The organism is Streptomyces sp. CC224B, from assembly GCF_030010595.1.
Classification (GTDB): Bacteria; Actinomycetota; Actinomycetes; order Streptomycetales; family Streptomycetaceae; genus Streptomyces; species Streptomyces longispororuber.
Genome location: NZ_JASCXL010000013.1, coordinates 58,358 through 75,833, shown reverse-complemented (window position 1 = coordinate 75,833; position 17,476 = coordinate 58,358). Strand labels below are relative to the sequence as shown.

General features: G+C 72.8%; 15 protein-coding genes. 5 read left to right on the top strand and 10 right to left on the bottom strand.

The window, feature by feature from the left end:
* Positions 1-10 precede the first annotated feature (10 nt).
* From QK440_RS07910 to QK440_RS07885, 6 genes are all read right to left on the bottom strand, one after another.
* Positions 11-1,375, bottom strand: a complete 1,365-nt coding sequence (locus QK440_RS07910) for an FAD-dependent oxidoreductase (RefSeq protein WP_282792272.1) — start codon at positions 1,373-1,375, stop codon at positions 11-13.
* Positions 1,372-1,944: an emopamil-binding family protein gene (locus tag QK440_RS07905; RefSeq protein WP_282792271.1), complete on the bottom strand. Its 573-nt coding sequence runs from the start codon at positions 1,942-1,944 to the stop codon at positions 1,372-1,374. Before QK440_RS07905 ends, QK440_RS07910 begins: the two co-directional genes overlap by 4 nt.
* A gap of 167 nt (positions 1,945-2,111) precedes the next feature.
* Positions 2,112-4,169 carry a prenyltransferase/squalene oxidase repeat-containing protein gene (locus tag QK440_RS07900; RefSeq protein ID WP_282792270.1) on the bottom strand — a complete coding sequence of 686 codons (2,058 nt, stop codon included), beginning with the start codon at positions 4,167-4,169 and terminating at the stop codon, positions 2,112-2,114.
* On the bottom strand, positions 4,096-5,265 hold the full coding sequence (locus tag QK440_RS07895) for a Rieske 2Fe-2S domain-containing protein (RefSeq protein WP_282792269.1): 1,170 nt from the start codon (positions 5,263-5,265) through the stop codon (positions 4,096-4,098). The genes QK440_RS07900 and QK440_RS07895 overlap by 74 nt, the downstream gene beginning before the upstream one ends.
* Positions 5,262-6,695, bottom strand: a complete 1,434-nt coding sequence (locus tag QK440_RS07890; protein ID WP_282792268.1) for a cytochrome P450 — start codon at positions 6,693-6,695, stop codon at positions 5,262-5,264. Before QK440_RS07890 ends, QK440_RS07895 begins: the two co-directional genes overlap by 4 nt.
* The gene (locus QK440_RS07885; protein ID WP_282792267.1) at positions 6,695-7,753 is read right to left on the bottom strand and encodes an NAD-dependent epimerase/dehydratase family protein; all 1,059 of its coding nucleotides are present in this window, start codon (positions 7,751-7,753) and stop codon (positions 6,695-6,697) included. The genes QK440_RS07890 and QK440_RS07885 overlap by 1 nt, the downstream gene beginning before the upstream one ends.
* Before the next feature lie 139 nt (positions 7,754-7,892).
* Between QK440_RS07885 and QK440_RS07880 the strand changes: the two genes are divergently transcribed.
* Positions 7,893-9,191, top strand: coding sequence for an FAD-dependent monooxygenase (locus QK440_RS07880; RefSeq protein WP_282792266.1), 1,299 nt, complete (start codon positions 7,893-7,895; stop codon positions 9,189-9,191).
* Between the two features lie 61 nt (positions 9,192-9,252).
* Here QK440_RS07880 and QK440_RS07875 read toward each other — a convergent pair whose 3' ends face one another.
* Positions 9,253-10,314 carry a DUF1295 domain-containing protein gene (locus QK440_RS07875; RefSeq protein WP_282792265.1) on the bottom strand — a complete coding sequence of 354 codons (1,062 nt, stop codon included), beginning with the start codon at positions 10,312-10,314 and terminating at the stop codon, positions 9,253-9,255.
* A gap of 62 nt (positions 10,315-10,376) precedes the next feature.
* A complete protein-coding gene (locus QK440_RS07870; RefSeq protein ID WP_282792264.1) occupies positions 10,377-11,729 on the bottom strand; it encodes a hypothetical protein in 1,353 nt (450 codons plus the stop codon).
* Between the two features lie 412 nt (positions 11,730-12,141).
* Between QK440_RS07870 and QK440_RS07865 the strand changes: the two genes are divergently transcribed.
* Positions 12,142-12,504, top strand: a complete 363-nt coding sequence (locus QK440_RS07865) for a hypothetical protein (protein ID WP_282792263.1) — start codon at positions 12,142-12,144, stop codon at positions 12,502-12,504.
* Positions 12,505-12,755: 251 nt separating this feature from the next.
* Here the strand turns inward: QK440_RS07865 and QK440_RS07860 are convergent, their stop codons facing one another.
* Entirely contained in the window at positions 12,756-13,193 is a 438-nt protein-coding gene (locus tag QK440_RS07860) for a hypothetical protein (protein ID WP_282792262.1), read from the bottom strand.
* A 397-nt stretch (positions 13,194-13,590) separates the two neighbouring features.
* On the opposite strand from QK440_RS07860, the gene QK440_RS07855 reads away from it, so the two are divergent.
* The 3 genes from QK440_RS07855 to QK440_RS07845 all read left to right on the top strand — a co-directional run bounded on the left by QK440_RS07855 (position 13,591) and on the right by QK440_RS07845 (position 16,750).
* Positions 13,591-14,706, top strand: coding sequence for an acetate/propionate family kinase (locus QK440_RS07855; RefSeq protein ID WP_282792261.1), 1,116 nt, complete (start codon positions 13,591-13,593; stop codon positions 14,704-14,706).
* 234 nt (positions 14,707-14,940) lie between these two features.
* Positions 14,941-15,225 carry a GlsB/YeaQ/YmgE family stress response membrane protein gene (locus QK440_RS07850; protein ID WP_282792260.1) on the top strand — a complete coding sequence of 95 codons (285 nt, stop codon included), beginning with the start codon at positions 14,941-14,943 and terminating at the stop codon, positions 15,223-15,225.
* A 229-nt stretch (positions 15,226-15,454) separates the two neighbouring features.
* A complete protein-coding gene (locus tag QK440_RS07845; RefSeq protein WP_282792259.1) occupies positions 15,455-16,750 on the top strand; it encodes a cation:proton antiporter in 1,296 nt (431 codons plus the stop codon).
* Between the two features lie 115 nt (positions 16,751-16,865).
* Here QK440_RS07845 and QK440_RS07840 read toward each other — a convergent pair whose 3' ends face one another.
* The gene (locus QK440_RS07840; protein ID WP_282792258.1) at positions 16,866-17,441 is read right to left on the bottom strand and encodes a TetR/AcrR family transcriptional regulator; all 576 of its coding nucleotides are present in this window, start codon (positions 17,439-17,441) and stop codon (positions 16,866-16,868) included.
* Between the last annotated feature and the right edge of the window lie 35 nt (positions 17,442-17,476).

The window sequence follows — 17,476 nt, the reverse complement described above, 5'->3', positions numbered from 1 at the left end:
GGCAGGGTGGTCATGCCGTGCGGAAGCGGGGTCCCTGGCACATCCGGCCGTAGAAGTTGAACCAGCGGGTGGCTTCGCGGTGGCCCGCGAAGGGGTAGTCGGCGCCGAGCTGGCGCGCCACGGCGAGGCCCGACAGGAAGGCGTGCTCCTGGCTGTTGACGGTGGTGTGGGCTCCGCAGTACCAGGTGCCGTGGCGGCCTTGGAGCGTGGGCAGGAGGGCGTGCAGCAGGACGGTGTGCCGGATGTCGTGGACGACGTGCTGGAACTCGTAGCGGCCGACGACGTGCTGGGGTGCCGGAGGACGCTGGGCGTTGTAGGTGACCAGGCGGGGGGAGGCGGGTCCGTCGCCCCAGGGCTGCTGGTTGTGCATGACGTAGGTGATCTCGTAGTTGTCGGGGGCGCTGCCGTAGTGGCGGACGTAGGTGCTCCTGGTGTCGCGTACGCGCAGCGCGTCGTCGGGCAGGAGGGAGTCGTCGGTGTGTGCCACGGCCGTGCCGTGCAGTCCGGCGTCGTAGCGCACGGCGCCGAGCAGGCGGCGCTCGCGGCGGGTGGGACGGGCGAGGAGGGCGAGCGCGTGGTTGGCGTTGCAGGCCAGGACGGCGTGGTCGAAGCGCTCGCGCCCGCCGTGGGCGTCCACGAGGACCACATCGTCGCCGTCGCGGATCACCTGCCGCACCGCGTGGTCGAGGTGGATGCGGTGGGCGAAGTCCCGGGTGAGCCGGGCGTAGATCGCGCGGGTGCCGCCCCGCCAGGTCACCATGGGTGAGCTGTGCTCGATGTCGAAGAAGTCCAGGTAGCGGACGAACATCGAGGCGGGCATGTCGAAGACGCCGGACGCCAGGACGAAGTTCACGAACAGCGGCTTGAGCGCCTGGTAGCGGAACGCCTCGGAGACGCCCCACCAGTTAAGGGCCTGCCGCATGGAGACGTAGGTGAAGGGGTTGAGCAGCGCCGCGGTGAGCGAAGGCTGCTTGCTGAGGACGTTGAAACGTCCGACGGTGCGCAGCAGTCGGCGGAAGGCGGTGATGTCCGGCTGGAGCCGGCGGCGCAGCGCGCTGTCGGTGTCGTGGGCGTAGACCTCGTCGCCGTAGTGCACGGCGTAGCTGAAGCGGGTGGGGACGGTGTCGATGCCCAGCGTCCGCAGCAGGGCGACGTAGTTCGGGTAGACGGACGGGATGAACGCGGTCACCGCCACGTCCGCCGGTGTCGTGCCGCCGTCCTTCCGGGGGAAGTCCGCGGTCCGAGCGTTGCCGCCGACGGCCGGGCCCCGCTCGTACACCTCGATGTCGTAGCGCTGCGGGTGGCGGCTGAGGGCCCATGCCGCGCCCAGGCCCGCCACTCCGGCGCCCACGATCGCGACGCGCGTGCGGGTCATCGCGGGTCTTCCTTCCCGGCCGGTACGGCTTCCGCACCGGCGGCGAGGCGGCTCAGGGTGCGGAACGCCGTCGCCGCCAGCCACAGGTTGCCCAGCAGCCAGGGCAGGTTGGGCGCGTAGAAGATGAAGTAGCCCCAGGCGTCGCGCACCGGCATCTCCGGGTATCCGGCCGCGTGCGCGTGCCACAGGTAGAGGACGACGGAATACGTGAGGTAGGAGCCGACGGCCAGCTGCAGCGGATGCCGCCAGGGGCGCCGCCGCAGCACGGCGTAGGCCAGCGCGGCATTGAGGATCTGGGTGACGAAGACGTTGAGCGACTCCAGGGCGTAGGGGAAGGCGATGTGCCCCTGCCCGTAGTAGGAGCGGTCCCCCGCCCCGTAGATGCGGAACAGGTCGGCGAAGACGTGGTCCTGTTGCCGGATGTCTTGATGGTGGACGACGAAGTAGAGCTCCAGCGACAACGCGAGCACCCAGGAGAAGGCGAGAAAGACCAGGGTCACCAGGTCCCCGCGGCCCGGTCGGGCGCGCGAGGCCCCGGGGACGGGCAGCCGTGCGGCCAGCGGTGGCAAGGCAAGTGTCCTTACGGGTCTCAGGGCCGGTCGCGGCCCTAGGACCGGCGACGCGTGCCTCGGGCGGGCAGGCGGGAGGACGGACGGGAGGACGGACGGGAAGGCGGGAGGGGTGGGGAGAGGGGACGCGCTCGCCGTGCCCGGCGACGAACCGTCGGGTCCGGGTCCTACGGGGCCGCACTGCCGCACGCCCCGTCGTCCTCGGTGACGGACTCCGTCCCGGCCAGGCGTACGCCCAGTGCCCACAGGGGGAAGTAGGCGGCGTAGAGGCGGTAGTCGAGCATGGCCGAGCCGAAGAAGACACCCGCGGGCGCCTCCTGCCGCCAGCTTCCGTCCGCCCGCTGGTGGCGGCACAGCCACGCCAGGCCTCGCTCGACGGCGGGGGCGGCATTCGGGCGGAGGCCGAGCAGGGTCAGCAGCGCCCAGGCGGTCTGTACGGGCCGGCTGGTCTCGTCGGGCACATACCGGCGCTCGACGCAGCCGCGGTGGTGCTCGCCCCAGCCGCCGTCCTCGCGCTGCACACGCTCCAGCCACCGGGCCGCGCGCTCGAGTCCTGGGTGGCCGGGCGCGAGCCCGGCGGCCAGCAGGCCCCGCACGGCGAACAGCGTGCCGTAGATCCGGTGGACACCCCAGGCGGCGGGCCAGGACCCGTCCGGTGCCTGGCGGCTCAGCAGGAAGCGGCGCGCGCGGTGCGCGGCGCGGTCCCCGGCACGGCGGTCGGGCGTCGGCACGTGGTCGCGCAGCGCCACCAGCGCGACCAGGGCGGAGCCGGTGCACTCGATGTAGGAGTCCTCGACCACGCAGTTGGTGAACATCTCCGAGGGGTTGAGGCGTTCGAGGAGCCGGGGCCCGCGGCGGGGCTCGTAGGTGCCGAAGCCTCCGTCGCGGTTCTGCCGCTCCAGCAGGAAGCGGTGCGCGCGGGCCAGCCGTTCCGGGTCCGGGAGGGGGGTCGGCGCCTCGGTGCCTCCGGTGGCGCCGGCGGTGTGCAGCAGCGCGGCGGCGGCTTCGGCCGTGCAGTCGCTCACCGGCCAGCGGTGGGCGCCTTCGGAGAAGCACCACCCCCCGTCGGCGGAGGCGCGGGCGGTGACCCAGGGGTCCGGGACGTCCCCCCTCAGCTGCGCGCCGATCAGGAAGGAAGCGGCCCGCTCAGCGGCTGCCGCCCGCCCCGCGACATCCGTGGGCCCGGACGCGAACAGGGCCTCCAGCGCGAAGGCCGTGTCCCAGGAGTGCGACCGCGCGCCCGCGTAGCGGATCCCGCGCTCCTCGTCCTGCCAGCACCAGCTCTCCAGGCCTGCCAGCGCGCGGTCGACCTCCTCGGCACCGGCGCCCGCGGCGTGCAGCACCAGTACGTTCAGCAGCGAGCTGACGGGGGAGATGCCCGCTTCCACGGTGACCCGCTGCTCGTGGCGCACGCGGCGCAGGCAACGGTCCAGGGCCCGCGCCCGCGGCCGGGCCATCGGGGCGCGTTCGTACCAGGTCAGGCAGGTGAACACGGCCCGCAGCACAGGCGCGGGCGGGTAGAGGGCGTCGGTGCCCAGCCGCGCCCGGTCGGCGGGGCGCGGCCTGCGGCCGGGGAACAGCTCGCCTTCCAGAGCCTGCGCGACGCGCGGGCGTACGGCGAACCGGGCCCCGTAGAGGTAGGCCATGGCCTGGTAGATCGTGCGGGTGTGGCAGTACAGGCGGTCGGGGTGGAACGGGACCCGGCGCGGCAGCAGGAAGATCTCCGGCGGCAGCGGGTTGACCGCCCGCCAGTCGTACAGGCCCAGCAGGGCCAGCCAGAACTTGCCCCACGTGGGCACGGACAGCGCCCCGCCCGGCTGGGCGGCCAGCCACGCGGCGGAGCCCGCACACAGCGGATGCCCGGGGGGCAGGCCGAGCAGCCGCAGCGCCACGTGGGCGAGTGTGGTGCAGTACAGCGAGGGGCCGGAGGCCGGGTGCAGGCCCCAGCCGCCCTCGCCGGTCACGGTCGTCTCGTAGTGGCGGACGATCGCCGCGTGCCGCTCCTTCGGGACGGGGCGTTTCACCAGCTCCCGCACGATGACGTACTGGGAGAGGATCATGGTGTTCCACACCATCTCGCCCTCCCAGCTCCCGTCGTCGCGTTGCCGGGACAGCAGGTGCCGGACCGCCAGGCCGTGTGCCGCCCGGATGTCAGCGGTGAGCGTCGGCGGGGACGCGCCCGTCGGCGAGGGCGATGGGTGAGGGGCGCGGCCGGAGCCGGTCACGGTCAAGGAATTCCTCCCACTTGCGGATGGTGAGGTCCTGGAAGAGGCCCACGGCCGGGTTGAGTTCGACGACGGGCGCGGCGTGGTGGATCTCGTAGCCCGTCTGTTCCGCCTCGACCGCTACGCCGTCCTGCCTGAGCAGGGGCTTGACGGCGAGTGCGCCGGCCAGCCGCATCAGGGGGCCCATGAGCACGCGCGGCACCTGCCGCCGGGTGCCGGGGATCTTCAGGGAGTCGAAGTAGAACAGGAAGAACGCACGGGTGGTCCGCCGGTCCATGGGCAGCACGAAGCACCAGTGCTTGATCGAACCGCCGGTGTCCGAGCGCTGGTAGGGGTATTGGAAGGCCAGCTCGATGCCGGTGGTGTCCACGCGGCTGCGATCCACGAAGCGGGAGGTGAACCGCCCGCCGCCGACGAAGGTGTCGTACGCCAGCTCCACGCTGTCCCCACGCGTCTCGTGCCGGGTGAGCCGGGCGTCCCAGAAGGGCCGGTACTTGCGGTGCAGATAGGCGTGGGTGAAGTCGCTGACGTTGTCGATGATCATCGAGTGGTGGGCGTGCCAGGTGTAGGAGGCGTCCAGGCGTGCCCAGGGGCGGGCGCCCGTCAACTCGGGGATCCGCGGAATGCGGCGCTGTCCGGCCAGCTCGGGGTCGCCCGGGAAGATCCAGATCAGGCCGTGCCGGCTGACGACCGGATAACTCGGGATGCGCACTTCGGGCCGGGCCCTGCCGAACAGGTCATGCGCGTAGTGGACGACGTGGCCCTGCCCGTCGTAGGTCCATCCGTGGTACGTGCACGTCAGGCGGCAGCCGTCGACCTCGCCGCCGGAGAGTTTGAGCTGCCGGTGGGCGCAGCGGTCCTCCAGGGCGTGCAAGGTGCCGTCCGTCCCCCGGTAGACCACGATGTGGTGGCCCCAGAAGCGCGTGGCCAAGGTGGTGCCGGGGCGCAGCGCCGCGTCGTACTCCACCGGATACCAGTAGTCGGGGTCGAGGCCGGCGGCGCGGACCTTGGCCCGCTTGCTGCGGGCCCGGGCGAAGGACGGAGGCGCGTCCGGGCCCGGGAGGCGCGCCGCGCGACGGTGCGGAACGGTGCTCACGGCTGCTCCGGTACGGGGACGGATCGTTTGCGGTAGCGGACGCGGCAGGACACCGGAGCCGGGACGAAGGTGGAGTAGTCGGGGCGGTGGTCCGCGTGCCCCGGCTCGAAGGCCACCTCGCGCAACAGCACGCTCCAGACGGCCTTGACCTGGAGGTAGGCGAAGGCGAGGCCGACGCAGCGGTGCCGGCCGCCGCCGAAGCCGATCAGGCTGTGAGGCTGCCGGTGCTCCTCGCGTGGCGCCTCGTAGCGGGCGGGATCGAAGCGGTCGGGGTCGCGGAAGACCTCCGGCATACGGTGCGCCACGGCGGGTGACAGCATCACCAGGGCGCCTGCCGGAACGGTATGGCCCACCAACTCCACTTCGTGCAGTGCCTTGCGCATGAGCAGGATCAGCGGCGGGTGCAGCCGCTCGGCCTCCCTCACGCAGCGTTCCAGCAGTTCCATCCGGCGCAGCGGTTCGGTGCCGAGCCGGAGAGTGCCGTCGGTCACCGCGCGCTGCTCGGCGAGCAGCGCGCCGAGGTACTCGGGATGCTGGAGCAGCAGCGCCCCGGTCCAGGTCGCGAGCACGGCGCTGGTGTGCTGACCGGCGAAGATCATGCCGATGAGGATGCCGGTCAGAAGGTCATCGGAAAGCGCGGAACCGTCCGGGGTCCGGGCCGCCAGCAACGTGGCCAGCATGTCGCCCCCACCGACGTCCACCACCCCTGCGGCCGGTTTCCCCTCACACCCGTCGGAGGCACCCGCCGACGTCGCACGGCGCGCGGTGATGACGTCGCCGATCGCCCGGGCGATGGCGGCGCGGGCACGGTCCCGGCGCCGGAAGGAAGGCAGCGGCAGCGCGGGGCTGAGGATGCCGGCCAGGCGGATCCCGCTCTCCAGGTCCCGGTAGAGCCCGGGAAGGTGCGGCCCCATGCCACGCTGGAACTCATCACCGATCAGACAGCGCGTGGCGATGGCCACCGTCATCCGGTTCAACTCGCTCAACAGGTCGACCTCGCCCTGCGGCGCCCAGCGTGCGAGGAGGGCACGGACCTCCTGCTCGGCGATGAGGGCGTACCCGTCGAGCCGACGCGAACTCAGTGCTGGCAGGAGGTGGCCGATCTGGGCACTCATCTCCTGCGGTGGCGCGTCGTAGGCCACGCCCGTACCGAAGACCGGGGTCATGAAGCGGTAGGCCTCTTGCGGACTGAGCACCGTCTCCTCAGCGCCGAAGACCGTCGCGTGCGCCTCGGGCCCGCAGGCGAACACCACTTGCTGCCCCAGCAGCGGGAAGCCGAAGACGTCGCCCAGCCGTTCCCGCCCGGCGCGGAGCAGGGCCACCGGGTCCCGCCGGAACGACCAGCAGGGCCCGAACCACGGCAGCCCGCCACCGGACAGGCGCGGTACCGGGACGACATGCGGTCGCGCCGCCGCGCCGTGGAAGGCCATCACCCGCCCCCGGCCGATACGGTGGGCGCTCGCCGCGGCGCCGCCCTGACCCCTCGCACGCGCGCGCTCCGCTCCACCAGGCCGCGGTCGACGAAGCAGCGGTACGCCTGCTCGACGGCGCTCGCGATGGACGTGGGCCGGTAACCCAGGACGTCCCGGCTCAGCGAGCAGTCGGCCCGGCGCTGCGAGCGCAGGAAGCGGACGGCCGCGGGGGTGAAGCGGGCCTCCCGGTCGGGAGCGAGGAGCGCCCTGGGCGCCTCGGCGAGCCGGGCCAGCACGGACATGGCCCGCGCCGGAACCCGGAGCGGAGGCTTGGGACGGCCGGTGACCTCCGCGTACAGCTCCAGCATCCGGTCCACCGTGCAGAACTCCGTCGACAACAAGTACTTGGCACCGGGGCGGCCGTGCCGCCAGGCCAGCAGATGACCGTCCACGAGGTCCCGCACGGAGACGAACTCGAAGCCGCCGGGCAGGTAGGCGGTCAGCCGGCCGTGGGCGTGGTCGAGCAGCAGCCGTCCCATGCGCGACGGCACGTAGTCGTGCGGACCGATGATCGCCGTGGACACCGCGACGACCACCTCCAGCCCCTGGGCCGCCGCCTTGCAGCACTCGTGCTCCACCAGCACCTTGCTCCGGGTGTAGGGCGTGTGGCTCTCGAAGGGGTAGTGCAGGTCCCGCTCCGTGCTCGCCCGCCCCGGCCGGCCGCCCGTCGCGCTGAACGAGCCGGTGACGACGACCCGGCCCACCCCGCAACGCAGCGCGCTGTCCAGGACATTGCGCGTCCCGAGTACGTTGACGGCGTACGTGTCACGGTGTCCCCGGGCGGAGGTCGACACGCGGGCCGCGCAGTGGAAGACGCTCCCGCACCCCTTGACCGCGCGCTCCACGGCCGCCGCGTCCCGTACGTCCCCCGCGGCGCGCTCGACGGGCAGGCCCGCCAGTGCCTGCGAGGCGGACTCCCAGGCGGGCACCAGGGCGCGTACGTCGTGGCCGTCCGCCAGCAGCCGGCGTACGAGATTGGCGCCCAGATGGCCGCCGGCGCCTGTCACCAGGATCATGCCCCTCCCCCCGTACCCCATCGGCGGGCACGGAGCCGCCCTAGCCCATTGGAGTGACTTCACGTCATTATGTAGGAACTCTGGGTAATTGGGCGTCGTCTCCTGATTCATGCACTCGAACGTGTGACGGAGGTCGAAGGTGGAAGTCGCGGAAGCCGTCGTGGCGGGCGCGGGTCCGGCCGGATGCGCGGCCGCGCTCGCGCTGGCCCGGCGTGGCACGCACGTGACACTGGTGGAGCCCCGCCCCGAGCGCGGCGGCCGCGTCGCGGGGGAGTGGCTGCACCCGGCCGGTGTCGCGGCCCTGGCCCGGTTGGGCGTCAGCCTGCCGTCCGGCGCCTTCGTCGAGAAGCGCGGCTTCCTGGTCCATCCCGGAGCGGGGGACACCCCGATCGAGCTGCCCTACGGCCGGGGCGGCGCGGTGACCGCGCCGCACCACGTCTTCGCCGGTGCCCTGCTGGCGCAGGCGCGCCGCACCGGTTCCGTGACGGTGGTGTTCGGCCCGCGCCTGACGGACGCGACAGCCGACGGTGCCTGCCGGGTCGCCGGTGAACTGCTCCACGTGCCCCTCGTCGTGGGGGCGGACGGCCGCAACTCCGCGGTACGCAGGGCCCTGTACCGCAACGCGGCCCCGCCTGTGACGCTCTCGCACACCGCCGGACTGGTCCTGCGCGATGTCCCTTTGCCCACGGAGGGGTACGGGCACATCTTCCTCGGCGGCCCCGGGCCGGCGCTCGTCTACCGCATCGCTCCCGCTCTGGTCCGCGTCTGCCTCGACGTCCCCCTCAGCCGCCCCGGGGCCGGGCAGGTGCGCGCGTACCTGGAGGGCCGCTTCACCGGGTACCTGCCCGCCGAGCTGGCCGAGGCGTTCCGCCGCGGGGTCCGCGCCGGCGACGTCCAGTGGTCCGTCGGCCAGTTCCGCCGCCGCGCCTGCTTCGGCCGCGGGCGGGTGGTGCTGGTCGGTGACGCGGCCGGATGCGGACACCCGCTGGCCGCCCAGGGGATGACGAACGCCGTCCTGGACGCGGAGGGCCTGGCCGCGGCCACCGATCTGGAGGGCTACCGCAAGGCGCGCACGCAGGCGTCCCGCGTTCCCGAGCGCGTGGCCGCGGCCGTCCACCGCGTGCTCACCGGACACGACCGGGCCAGCCTCGCGCTGCGCCACTCCCTGTTCGCCCTGTGGCGCGGCGACGCACACGAACGGGCGCGCTCGATGCGGCTGCTGGCCCTGGAGGAGACCCGGCGCGGCGCGCTGGGCGGCTCGGTCGCCCACATCGCCGCAGGCGCCCTGGCGTACGCCGTGCGCGACGAGCGCAGGGACCTGCTCGACTCCGTCGCCACCGTCACGGGCCTCGCGAACTGGCTGCTGTGGCTGGCGGGTTCGCACGTGGGCGTCCCTCCCCGGCGACGCGTGCGCAAGGTCGCCGTCATGGGGTGCTGACCCCATGGCAGACCAGGCCCGCCGCCCGGCTGCCGGGTGGCGGGTGGCGGGTGGCGGCGGATCAGTACACGTACGGGAACATCCGGAACCGGGCCCGCTCGCAGTACTGGCTCCACACCGCTCCGTACTTGGCGCGGCAGCGCCGGTCGTCGCGGTGTGCGCGATGGACGAACAGGACGAGGAGGAACACCGGGACCGTGTACGGCAGTGGTGAGTGCGCGCCGCACAGCAGCGTCCAGCTGACGTAGACGAGCAGCTCGCCGGTGTAGTTGAGCTTGCGGCCGATGCCCCAGAAACCGGAGACCAGGAGCCTGCCCCCGACGGTTTCGGCCGGACGGCCCCAGATGGTCGCCTTCGCGTCCTGCTTGAAGCGGTGCTTCTGGTCGTTGGCGCCCCGGAAGAGCCAGAAGCCCAGGACGAACAGGAGACAGCACAGGGCCCCGAGCCAGAGCGGCAGCGGCCGGTGGACGTCCACCAGCACCAGGCCCGGGAGGCCGTAGAAGAACGGCACCAGCACGTAGTCGCCCCACACCAGCATCCAGCCGAAGCGCTCACTGGTGAGGTCCCAGGTGTGCAGCATGCCGCCCTCGAACTGGAAGTAGTTGGCGAGGTAGACGAAGAAGAAGACCTGGTAGAGCGCCATACGCGGGGTGAGCGAGCCGTGCTCCACGTACTGCACGCCGGCCGCGGAGAAGTTGATCAGCAGCAGCCCGATGAGGGAGGGCCGGTAACTGAACAGCTTCAGGTCGACCCCGCCCCACCGGGGATTCAGTTCGACACCGAAGAAGTAGTCCTTCACCGCCGCCCACGGCCCGGGCCGCGGGCGCGCCGGCTGACGGTGCCTGCCCCGCACACAGAGGATCCCGGCCAGGGCGAACGCGAAGACGTTCGCCGCGACGAACAGGTCCCGCAGATGCCGTACCGGATAGGCGAGGACCTGGGGAGCGCGCCACCACAGCAGCACGCAGACACCGACCGTGAGGACGAAGAGCGCCAACCCGTTGAGCCGGTACTCGGGGACCGGGCCGGAACCGGCCGCCGCTCCGCGCACCACCCGGCCGGGGAGCCAGCGGGAGCCGGCGAACAGTACACCGACGAAGCACAGCAGGATCACACCCGCCACTTTCCAGCACCTCCGAACATGTCGGCACAGAAGGGGGCACGGACGACGGGCGGCGCCGCCCGTCAGTACAGGCGGGGGACGATCTTCCAGGGCACCCGCCGGCAGTACTCCAGGTAGGCCTCGCCGTACTTGTCCCGACAGCGCCGCTCGTCGCGTCCGCAGCGGTCGAGCAACAGGACGGCCAGGAAGAGCAGATAGAAGTACGGCAGCACCCGCCCGGCACCGACGGGCGCCACCCAGCACACGGCGAGCACGAACTCGGGCAGGTAGTGGAAGTGCCGCGCCCGCCCCCACCAGCCGGAGTACAGCAGCACAGCGGAGTGCGTACTGCCGTCGGCCGTCGTGTACGAGGCGTGCAGCACCTGCGCGGGACGGCCCCAGACGAGGGTGTCGCCGTGCGTGTCGCGTACGCGCTGGCGCTGGGCGTCCGCCGCGTAGTTGACGGCCAGCGCGGCCAGCCCCACGGTCAGGAGCAGCACGGTCTCCCACACCGGAAGAGAGCGGGGACGGACGACCAGATACAGCGTGCTCAGGGTGTAGACGCCGGGCAGCCACACCGTGACACCCCAGCACAGGTAGTAGCCGAACCGGTCGTGCATGACGTCGAGCGTGCCGAAGTAGCCGGTCTCCCAGACGAAGAACTTCACGATGTAGGCGAGCTGGAGGCCCACCGCGACGGTCATCGAGGAGGACACCGCGCCGCTGCGCTCGTGCTGGGCCGCCGCGAACGACACAAGGAGCAGGCTCCACCCCATCATGCCCACCCGGCAGTTGAACAACTGCTTCAGGTCGACACCACCGATGACGGGGTGCAGCTCAGTGCCCCAGAAGAAGTCCAGGACCGGGCGACCGGTGCTGCCGTGGTCGGGGCCCGACGGGCGGCGCAGTCCCTTCACGTACAGCCCGGCGCAGAGCAGCAGGCACAGCACGCACGACGTGGTCAGCAACTCCCCGAACCGGTCGTACAGCACCCCGGGCGAGAACCACCCCAGTCCGGCCGAGGCGAGGAGGTGGACGAGGTGCGTCACGAGCAGGGCCAGGGGCCCGTTCGCACGGTACGAGGGCCGCACGCCCGCCGGGGTGACCGGCCCCCGCACCGTGCGCCCCGGCAGGAGCCGCAGCAGCAGGGCTTCGGCGACCACGAACCCGCAGAGCATCAGCGCGGCGGGGGCGGACGGCCTCGGCAGCGCCGCCGCCAACCGGGGCCAGTCGGACGGGTTCAGCACAGGAGCGAGGGCCCCGTCGAACGCCATGACCAGCGTCACCAGGAGCAACACCAGAGGCGGAGTGACGATCACCAGGAGAGCGGGCAGGAGCACACACCGCAGGAACTCGGAGAGGCGGCCGAGCTGAGCACCCCTCCAGGCCGGGACGGCCGGTACGGCGGTACGCGCGTCGGCTCGGTCGTCGGTCACGCACCCACGCTAGGGCGGGCCCGAGCGGAGGGAACGGCTTCCGGGCGCGCTGCTCCCCGATCCGCGGAGGAAAACCACGCGATCGTGTGCTCGTCGCCGCCGCCGGGCGCGCCGCTGACGCGAGGCGGGCGCGCGCTCCTGTGGGTGGGCGTCAACGCGGCGGCCTCACGGTGAGCCTTGCGCTCGCGTGCCCCTGGGGCCGGTAAGGCCGTTGAGCGGCGTGCGGGGTGTTCATAGGACGAACCGCCGATCCCCTCACCTGCGCGGTCCGCCCCGATCCCCCCGCGACCGTCTCCGCACGGGTCCGGGCACACGCCCGGGTCCCGCCAGCCGAAGCAGAAGAGCAAGACCCCTGCCCCGCCCGCACAGCCACCATCCACCCCGTCCGATTCCCTGAGTGAAGGGCACCCCCATGCTTCCTCCCCTGCGCCACCCCGCCGTGCCGGCCCTCGTCGGAGCCCTGGTCCTGGCCACCGCCGGTACCGCCACGGCCGACACCAACAGGAGCCAGCAGGGCTCCGACATCAGCGGGCCGGTCGCCGCCGTACTCTCCCCGGCCCCCGCCCACCCGGACAACGCCCAGACCAGCCGCCAGATCACCGACAAGGCGAACACCACCAACTGGTCCGTCATCGACTACCTCGGCAACCGTCGAGGCGCCGCCGGTGGGGGCACGGCCGGCGCCGCCAGTGGCGCCAAGGGCCACAAGGGCTCCAAGGGCGGCGCCGCCCCTGCAGGTGGCGCCACGCACAGCGCCACGGGCAGCGGCAAGTGACCTAGGCGCCGCTCCCGCCCCGGCGGCGGACCACCGTACGGCTGCCACTCCACGGGCCGTGCGGCGGACCGCTCAGGGGCGCGTGGCCGGACGGTACCGCACCCCTCGTCCGAGCCCGCGGCGGAACTGGCTGCGACGCGACGCGGCCACCGGTGGCGAGGGCGGCGGGGGCGGTCGGGCGCCGCCACGCCGGTGGGGGAGACCGACGCCGTCCGGTGGCGCGGCGAACGCGTCGCGGTGTCAGGAGAAGGTCACGAACCGTGGTGCGCGGTGGGCGGCCTGAGCTGCGTCCACGGCTTGTCGCACTTCACGTCCTTGCCGGCGGTGTTGCACGTGGTCTCGTGCACCGCTCCGTCACGTGTGACGGTCTTGACGAACGCCTTGTCGCCCTGCTCGCTGATGGTGATGTCACACGCGTGGGCGGGGAAGCCCGGGTTGTCGGACAGGTCCTGCCACACGATCGTGTGCAGCTTGGCGTCCCACTCGCCCGCGAAGGCGCGGCCGTCGACGAGAGCGACGGTGTGCTCCTCGTGGGCGTTGGGGGAGTAGGAGTCGATGGCCGCACACTCGTGGGGTGCGGCGGCGGAGGGAGCGGGAGCGGCGGACGCGTGTGCCGGTGCCGCCAGGGCGACGAGTGCCAGGACTCCGGGCGCGGCGGCGGTCAGTACGCGACGGTGGACAGTAAGCATGGTTCTCCTTGCCGATGGGGTGGGTTCGCAGACACGGAGGCGTCTGTGACACTTCGGTCCATCGGCGGTGCAGGTCGGCGCCTGAAGCGCCCGGGACGACTATCACTCAAACAGCGCGGTGACTGTCCGCCGCGTACGCGCACGCGCACCCGTTCGCGGGGCACGGCCTCGACACCGCCGGACACCCCGAACGCACGGCGGCCGAGGCGGCGGCGTCCACGGCGCCGGTCCTGCGAACCCATCGGGCGGGCCGGCCCGTTTCCCGGGGGACCGGGCCGGGTACCTCGGTGCGGCGGCGGCCCGCGCGCCGTGCCGGGCCGGTATTTCTCCCCTCCCATGTGCCTGATCCACAGGCATGTGACCCTGCCCCACAACTGCCCTACAGGAGAGGACCAGCATGGTCGCACGGAGCAACAGCCCGGTCCTGGTGGCCGACGCGGGGTCGTCGAGCCTGCGTCTGACCGTGTTCGGTGCCGACGGGGAGATCCTCGCCGAGCACCGCAGCGGTGCTCCGCCCGGCGAGGACGCTCCGGACGCGCTGCGGCACCTGCTGGACGAAGCACCCGCTCCGGCGGCCGTGGGGCACCGCATCGTCCACGGCGGGCCGGAACTGCGCGGCCACACCCTCGTCGACGACGAGGTCCGCGCCCGCCTGGACCTGGTGGCCGACCTCGCGCCGCTGCACGTCCCGCCGGCCCTCGCCGTTCTGGACGCGGCCCGGTGCCTGCTGCCCGACGTCCCGCACGTCGCCTGCTTCGACACGGTCTTCCACACCGGCCTGCCCGCCGCCGCACGCGAGTACGCGGTGCCCGCCAGGTGGCGCGAGGACCACGGGCTGCGTCGCTACGGCTTCCACGGGCTCTCCTACGCCTGGGCGCTGGGGCGAGCCGCCGAACTCCTCGGCCGCCGGCCCGAACAGCTCCACCTGGTGATCGCCCACCTCGGCGGCGGCTGCTCCGCCTGCGCCGTGCGTGACGGGCGCAGCGTCGACACGACGATGGGGTTCACACCGCTGGAGGGGCTGGTGATGAGCCACCGCAGCGGCAGCGTCGACCCCGGCGCCCTGACCTGGCTGCAGACCCGGCACCAGCTGTCCGCGCACGACATCGACGCCGCGCTGAACCGTGAGTCCGGGCTGCTCGCCCTCTCCGGCACCTCGGACGACACGCGTGACCTCGTCCGCGGCCGAGCGGCGGGGGACGAACGCGCCGCGCTCGCCCTGGACGTCTTCACCCACCACTGCCGCCGCGGCATCGCCGGGATGGCCGCGTCCCTGGAGCGGCTCGACGCCCTGGTCCTCACCGGCGAGATCGGCGAGGACCAGCCGGAAGTGCGCGAGGAGGTGTGCGCCCGGCTGTCCGTACTCGGCCTCGCGGGCGGCCTGCGGCCACTCGTCGCCGAACGGCCCGAGATCGTCAGCGAGCCAGGGGCGCGGGTCCCGGTCCTCGTCGTGCCGACGGGGGAGGCCCAGCAGGTCGCCCGCGAAACCCGAGCGCTGCTGTCCGGCCGCTGACACGGCACGCCGCCGTCGCCTCGCCCCGCCTGAACGGCGGCCGCGGCGCACGCCGTTCTTCCGCGACCACGACCGGTGATACGCGTACGAAACGGCATCCCCGCCCCGCCGACGTCCCACAGGACGCGATGACCACCGTGGTCGAGGACATCGACCGCGCGCCGGTGTCCGCCGTTTGACGTGGTGTTCGCGGGACACACGTTCGGTGAACCGGACGCAAGGGAGAACACTGCTATGGGCATCATCGGGTGGATCGTCGTCGGGCTGCTCGCGGGCGCTGTCGCCAAAGCGCTCATGCCGGGCAAGGACCCGGGCGGAATCGTCATCACCATGCTCATCGGTGTCGCCGGAGGCCTGCTCGGTGGGTTCCTCGGTAAGGTGATCTTCGGAGTCGACTCGATCGACGGCTTCTTCGAGCTCTCGACCTGGGTCGCGGCCATCGTCGGCTCGGTCATCCTGCTCGCGCTGTACCGCGTGCTCACCGGCCGGGGTCACCGGCGCGGGCACGCCCACGCGTGAGGCGGATCCCGGCCGCGAGCGCGGCCCGGCGCACCACACCCTGAGACACCGTCGCGAACGCCCCCGCTGACCGGCGGGGGCGTTTCTTCAGCACACTTCCGGCAGCACGCTACTCGGCAGCACGCTTCTCGCAAGCGCGCTCCTCGGCAGCACGCTTCCTCGGCACCGCGCCGCCCACCGAGGCACGGACACGGCACCCGGGCGACAGGGAAAGGACAGGCACAACGCAGTGACGATCGCCGACGTGGTGTTCGTGTGGCTGGGCGTAGGAGCGCTGCTCGCGGCGGTGCTGCCCCGGGTGGTCGCGGGACGGCCGCTGTCGCTGCCGGTCGTGTTCCTGGCCGGCGGCATCGGCGTGTACCTCCTCCCGCTACCGCTGCCGGAGATCGACCCGGTGCAGAACCGGCTCGTGACGGAGCACGTCACCGAGGTCTGCATCATCATCGCGCTGATGGGTGCCGGGCTCGCGCTCAACCGGCCCGTCGGCCGGCGGCTGTGGGCCTCGACCTGGCGGCTGCTCGGCATCACGATGCTGCTGACCGTCCTCGGCACCGCGCTGGTCGCGTGGTGGCTGGGCTGGCCGCCGGCCGCCGCCCTGCTGCTGGCGGCGGTCCTCGCCCCGACCGATCCCGTACTGGCCTCGGAGATGCGGGTCGGGGAGCCCACGGAGGACAAGCACGACGAGGACGAGGTGCGCTTCGCCCTCACCAGCGAGGCCGGCCTCAACGACGGCCTCGCCTTCCCCCTGACCTACGCGGCCGTCGCCTTGGCCGCCACCGCGGGCAGCGGCTGGTCGGCCGACTGGTTCGGCACCTGGCTGGTGCAGGACGTCGCGTACAAGTGCGCCGTCGGTGTCCTGAGCGGACTGCTGATCGGCCGACTCCTTGGCTGGCTGTTCTTCCGTACCAGCTCCCGGGTGCTGCGGCTGTCCGAGTACCGGGAGGGCTTCGTCGCGCTGGCCGCGACCTTCCTGGCGTACGGGCTGACCGAACTCGCGGGCGGCTACGGCTTCCTGGCCGTGTTCACCACCGCGTGCGCCGTGCGCGCGGCCGAGCGCGCCCACGGCTTCCACAAGGTGCTGCACGACTTCGTCGAGCAGATCGAGCGCCTGCTCACCGCCGTGCTGCTGTTCCTGCTGGGCGCCTTCGTCGCACTGGGCGGCCTCGCCCCGCTGACCTGGCGGGGCGCCCTCACCGGGCTCCTTCTGCTCCTGGTCGTCCGGCCGCTGTGCGGGTGGGCCGGGCTGCTGGTAGGCGGCGTCGAGCGCCGGGAGCGCCGGGTGATCGCGGTCTACGGCATCCGCGGCATCGGCTCGCTGTACTACCTCGCCTACGCGCTCGGCCAGCAGGACTTCCCGGTGCCGGAGAGGGAGCTGTGGGCGGCGGTGACCTTCACCGTGCTGGTGTCGGTCCTCCTGCACGGTGTCACGGCCGGCCCGGTGGTGGTCGGCCTGGACCGACGCCGGGCGGCCGAGCGCAAGCGGAAGCGGCCTGTGCGCGAACAGCCGTATCGAGAACGGTCGTAGCCACGACGGTCACAGCCACGACCGTCGTAGGTAGGACGGCTGTAGCGCTTGCGGCTCGCCCCCAGCCCCCGGCCCCCGGGCACCCCGCAGAGCCGACCGACCGGAGCCGCCGCGGTCAAGGGGCGATCGCCTTGCGCAGGGTGTGCAGGCACAGCGTCATCGCGGTGTGCTTGGACGCCGCGGTGGTGCGGGTGTGCTCCCAGGCCGAGTACAGCAGTGCCCACACCAGGTTGCGGACCCACTCCTCGTCCAGCGCGGTGTCGATGCTGCCGTCCTTGTGGCCGCGCCGGACCGTGCGCAGGAAGTGCTGGTCGGCGGCGGTCTCCTCGTCCCAGCCCGACCAGGTCGCCAACTGCGGCGACTCGAACATCAGCGTGAGCCCGTCACCGAGCTCGAAGTACTCCTGGCAGAGCCGCTCCAGCGCCTTCGCGGCCGGGCCGTCGTCGAGCCGGGCGCGCTCGGTCGCGGCGGCGACCTTCTCCAGGACGTCGTGGCCGATGGCCGCCAGCAGGTCGGAACGCTCGGGGAAGTAGCGGTGCACGGTCGTCCGCCCCACCCCGGCCGCCGCCGCGACATCGCCGAGCGACGCGGTCGGGTCGGCGGCCACCAGGGCGACGGCGGCGTCGATGATGGCGCGCCGCGTGCGCGCCCGGGTTCCGCTCTCCGGCGCCGATCTCCGCTCCTCGCTCATGCGCCCCACGATAGCGCTGCCCCATGACGGAAATT

Coding starts and splice junctions, on each gene's coding strand:
- QK440_RS07890 (WP_282792268.1), bottom strand. CDS start 6,695: ATGGCCTTCCACGGCGCGGCGGCGCGACCGCATGTCGTCCCGGTACCG.
- QK440_RS07865 (WP_282792263.1), top strand. CDS start 12,142: ATGCTTCCTCCCCTGCGCCACCCCGCCGTGCCGGCCCTCGTCGGAGCC.
- QK440_RS07910 (WP_282792272.1), bottom strand. CDS start 1,375: ATGACCCGCACGCGCGTCGCGATCGTGGGCGCCGGAGTGGCGGGCCTG.
- QK440_RS07860 (WP_282792262.1), bottom strand. CDS start 13,193: ATGCTTACTGTCCACCGTCGCGTACTGACCGCCGCCGCGCCCGGAGTC.
- QK440_RS07885 (WP_282792267.1), bottom strand. CDS start 7,753: ATGATCCTGGTGACAGGCGCCGGCGGCCATCTGGGCGCCAATCTCGTA.
- QK440_RS07850 (WP_282792260.1), top strand. CDS start 14,941: ATGGGCATCATCGGGTGGATCGTCGTCGGGCTGCTCGCGGGCGCTGTC.
- QK440_RS07855 (WP_282792261.1), top strand. CDS start 13,591: ATGGTCGCACGGAGCAACAGCCCGGTCCTGGTGGCCGACGCGGGGTCG.
- QK440_RS07840 (WP_282792258.1), bottom strand. CDS start 17,441: ATGAGCGAGGAGCGGAGATCGGCGCCGGAGAGCGGAACCCGGGCGCGC.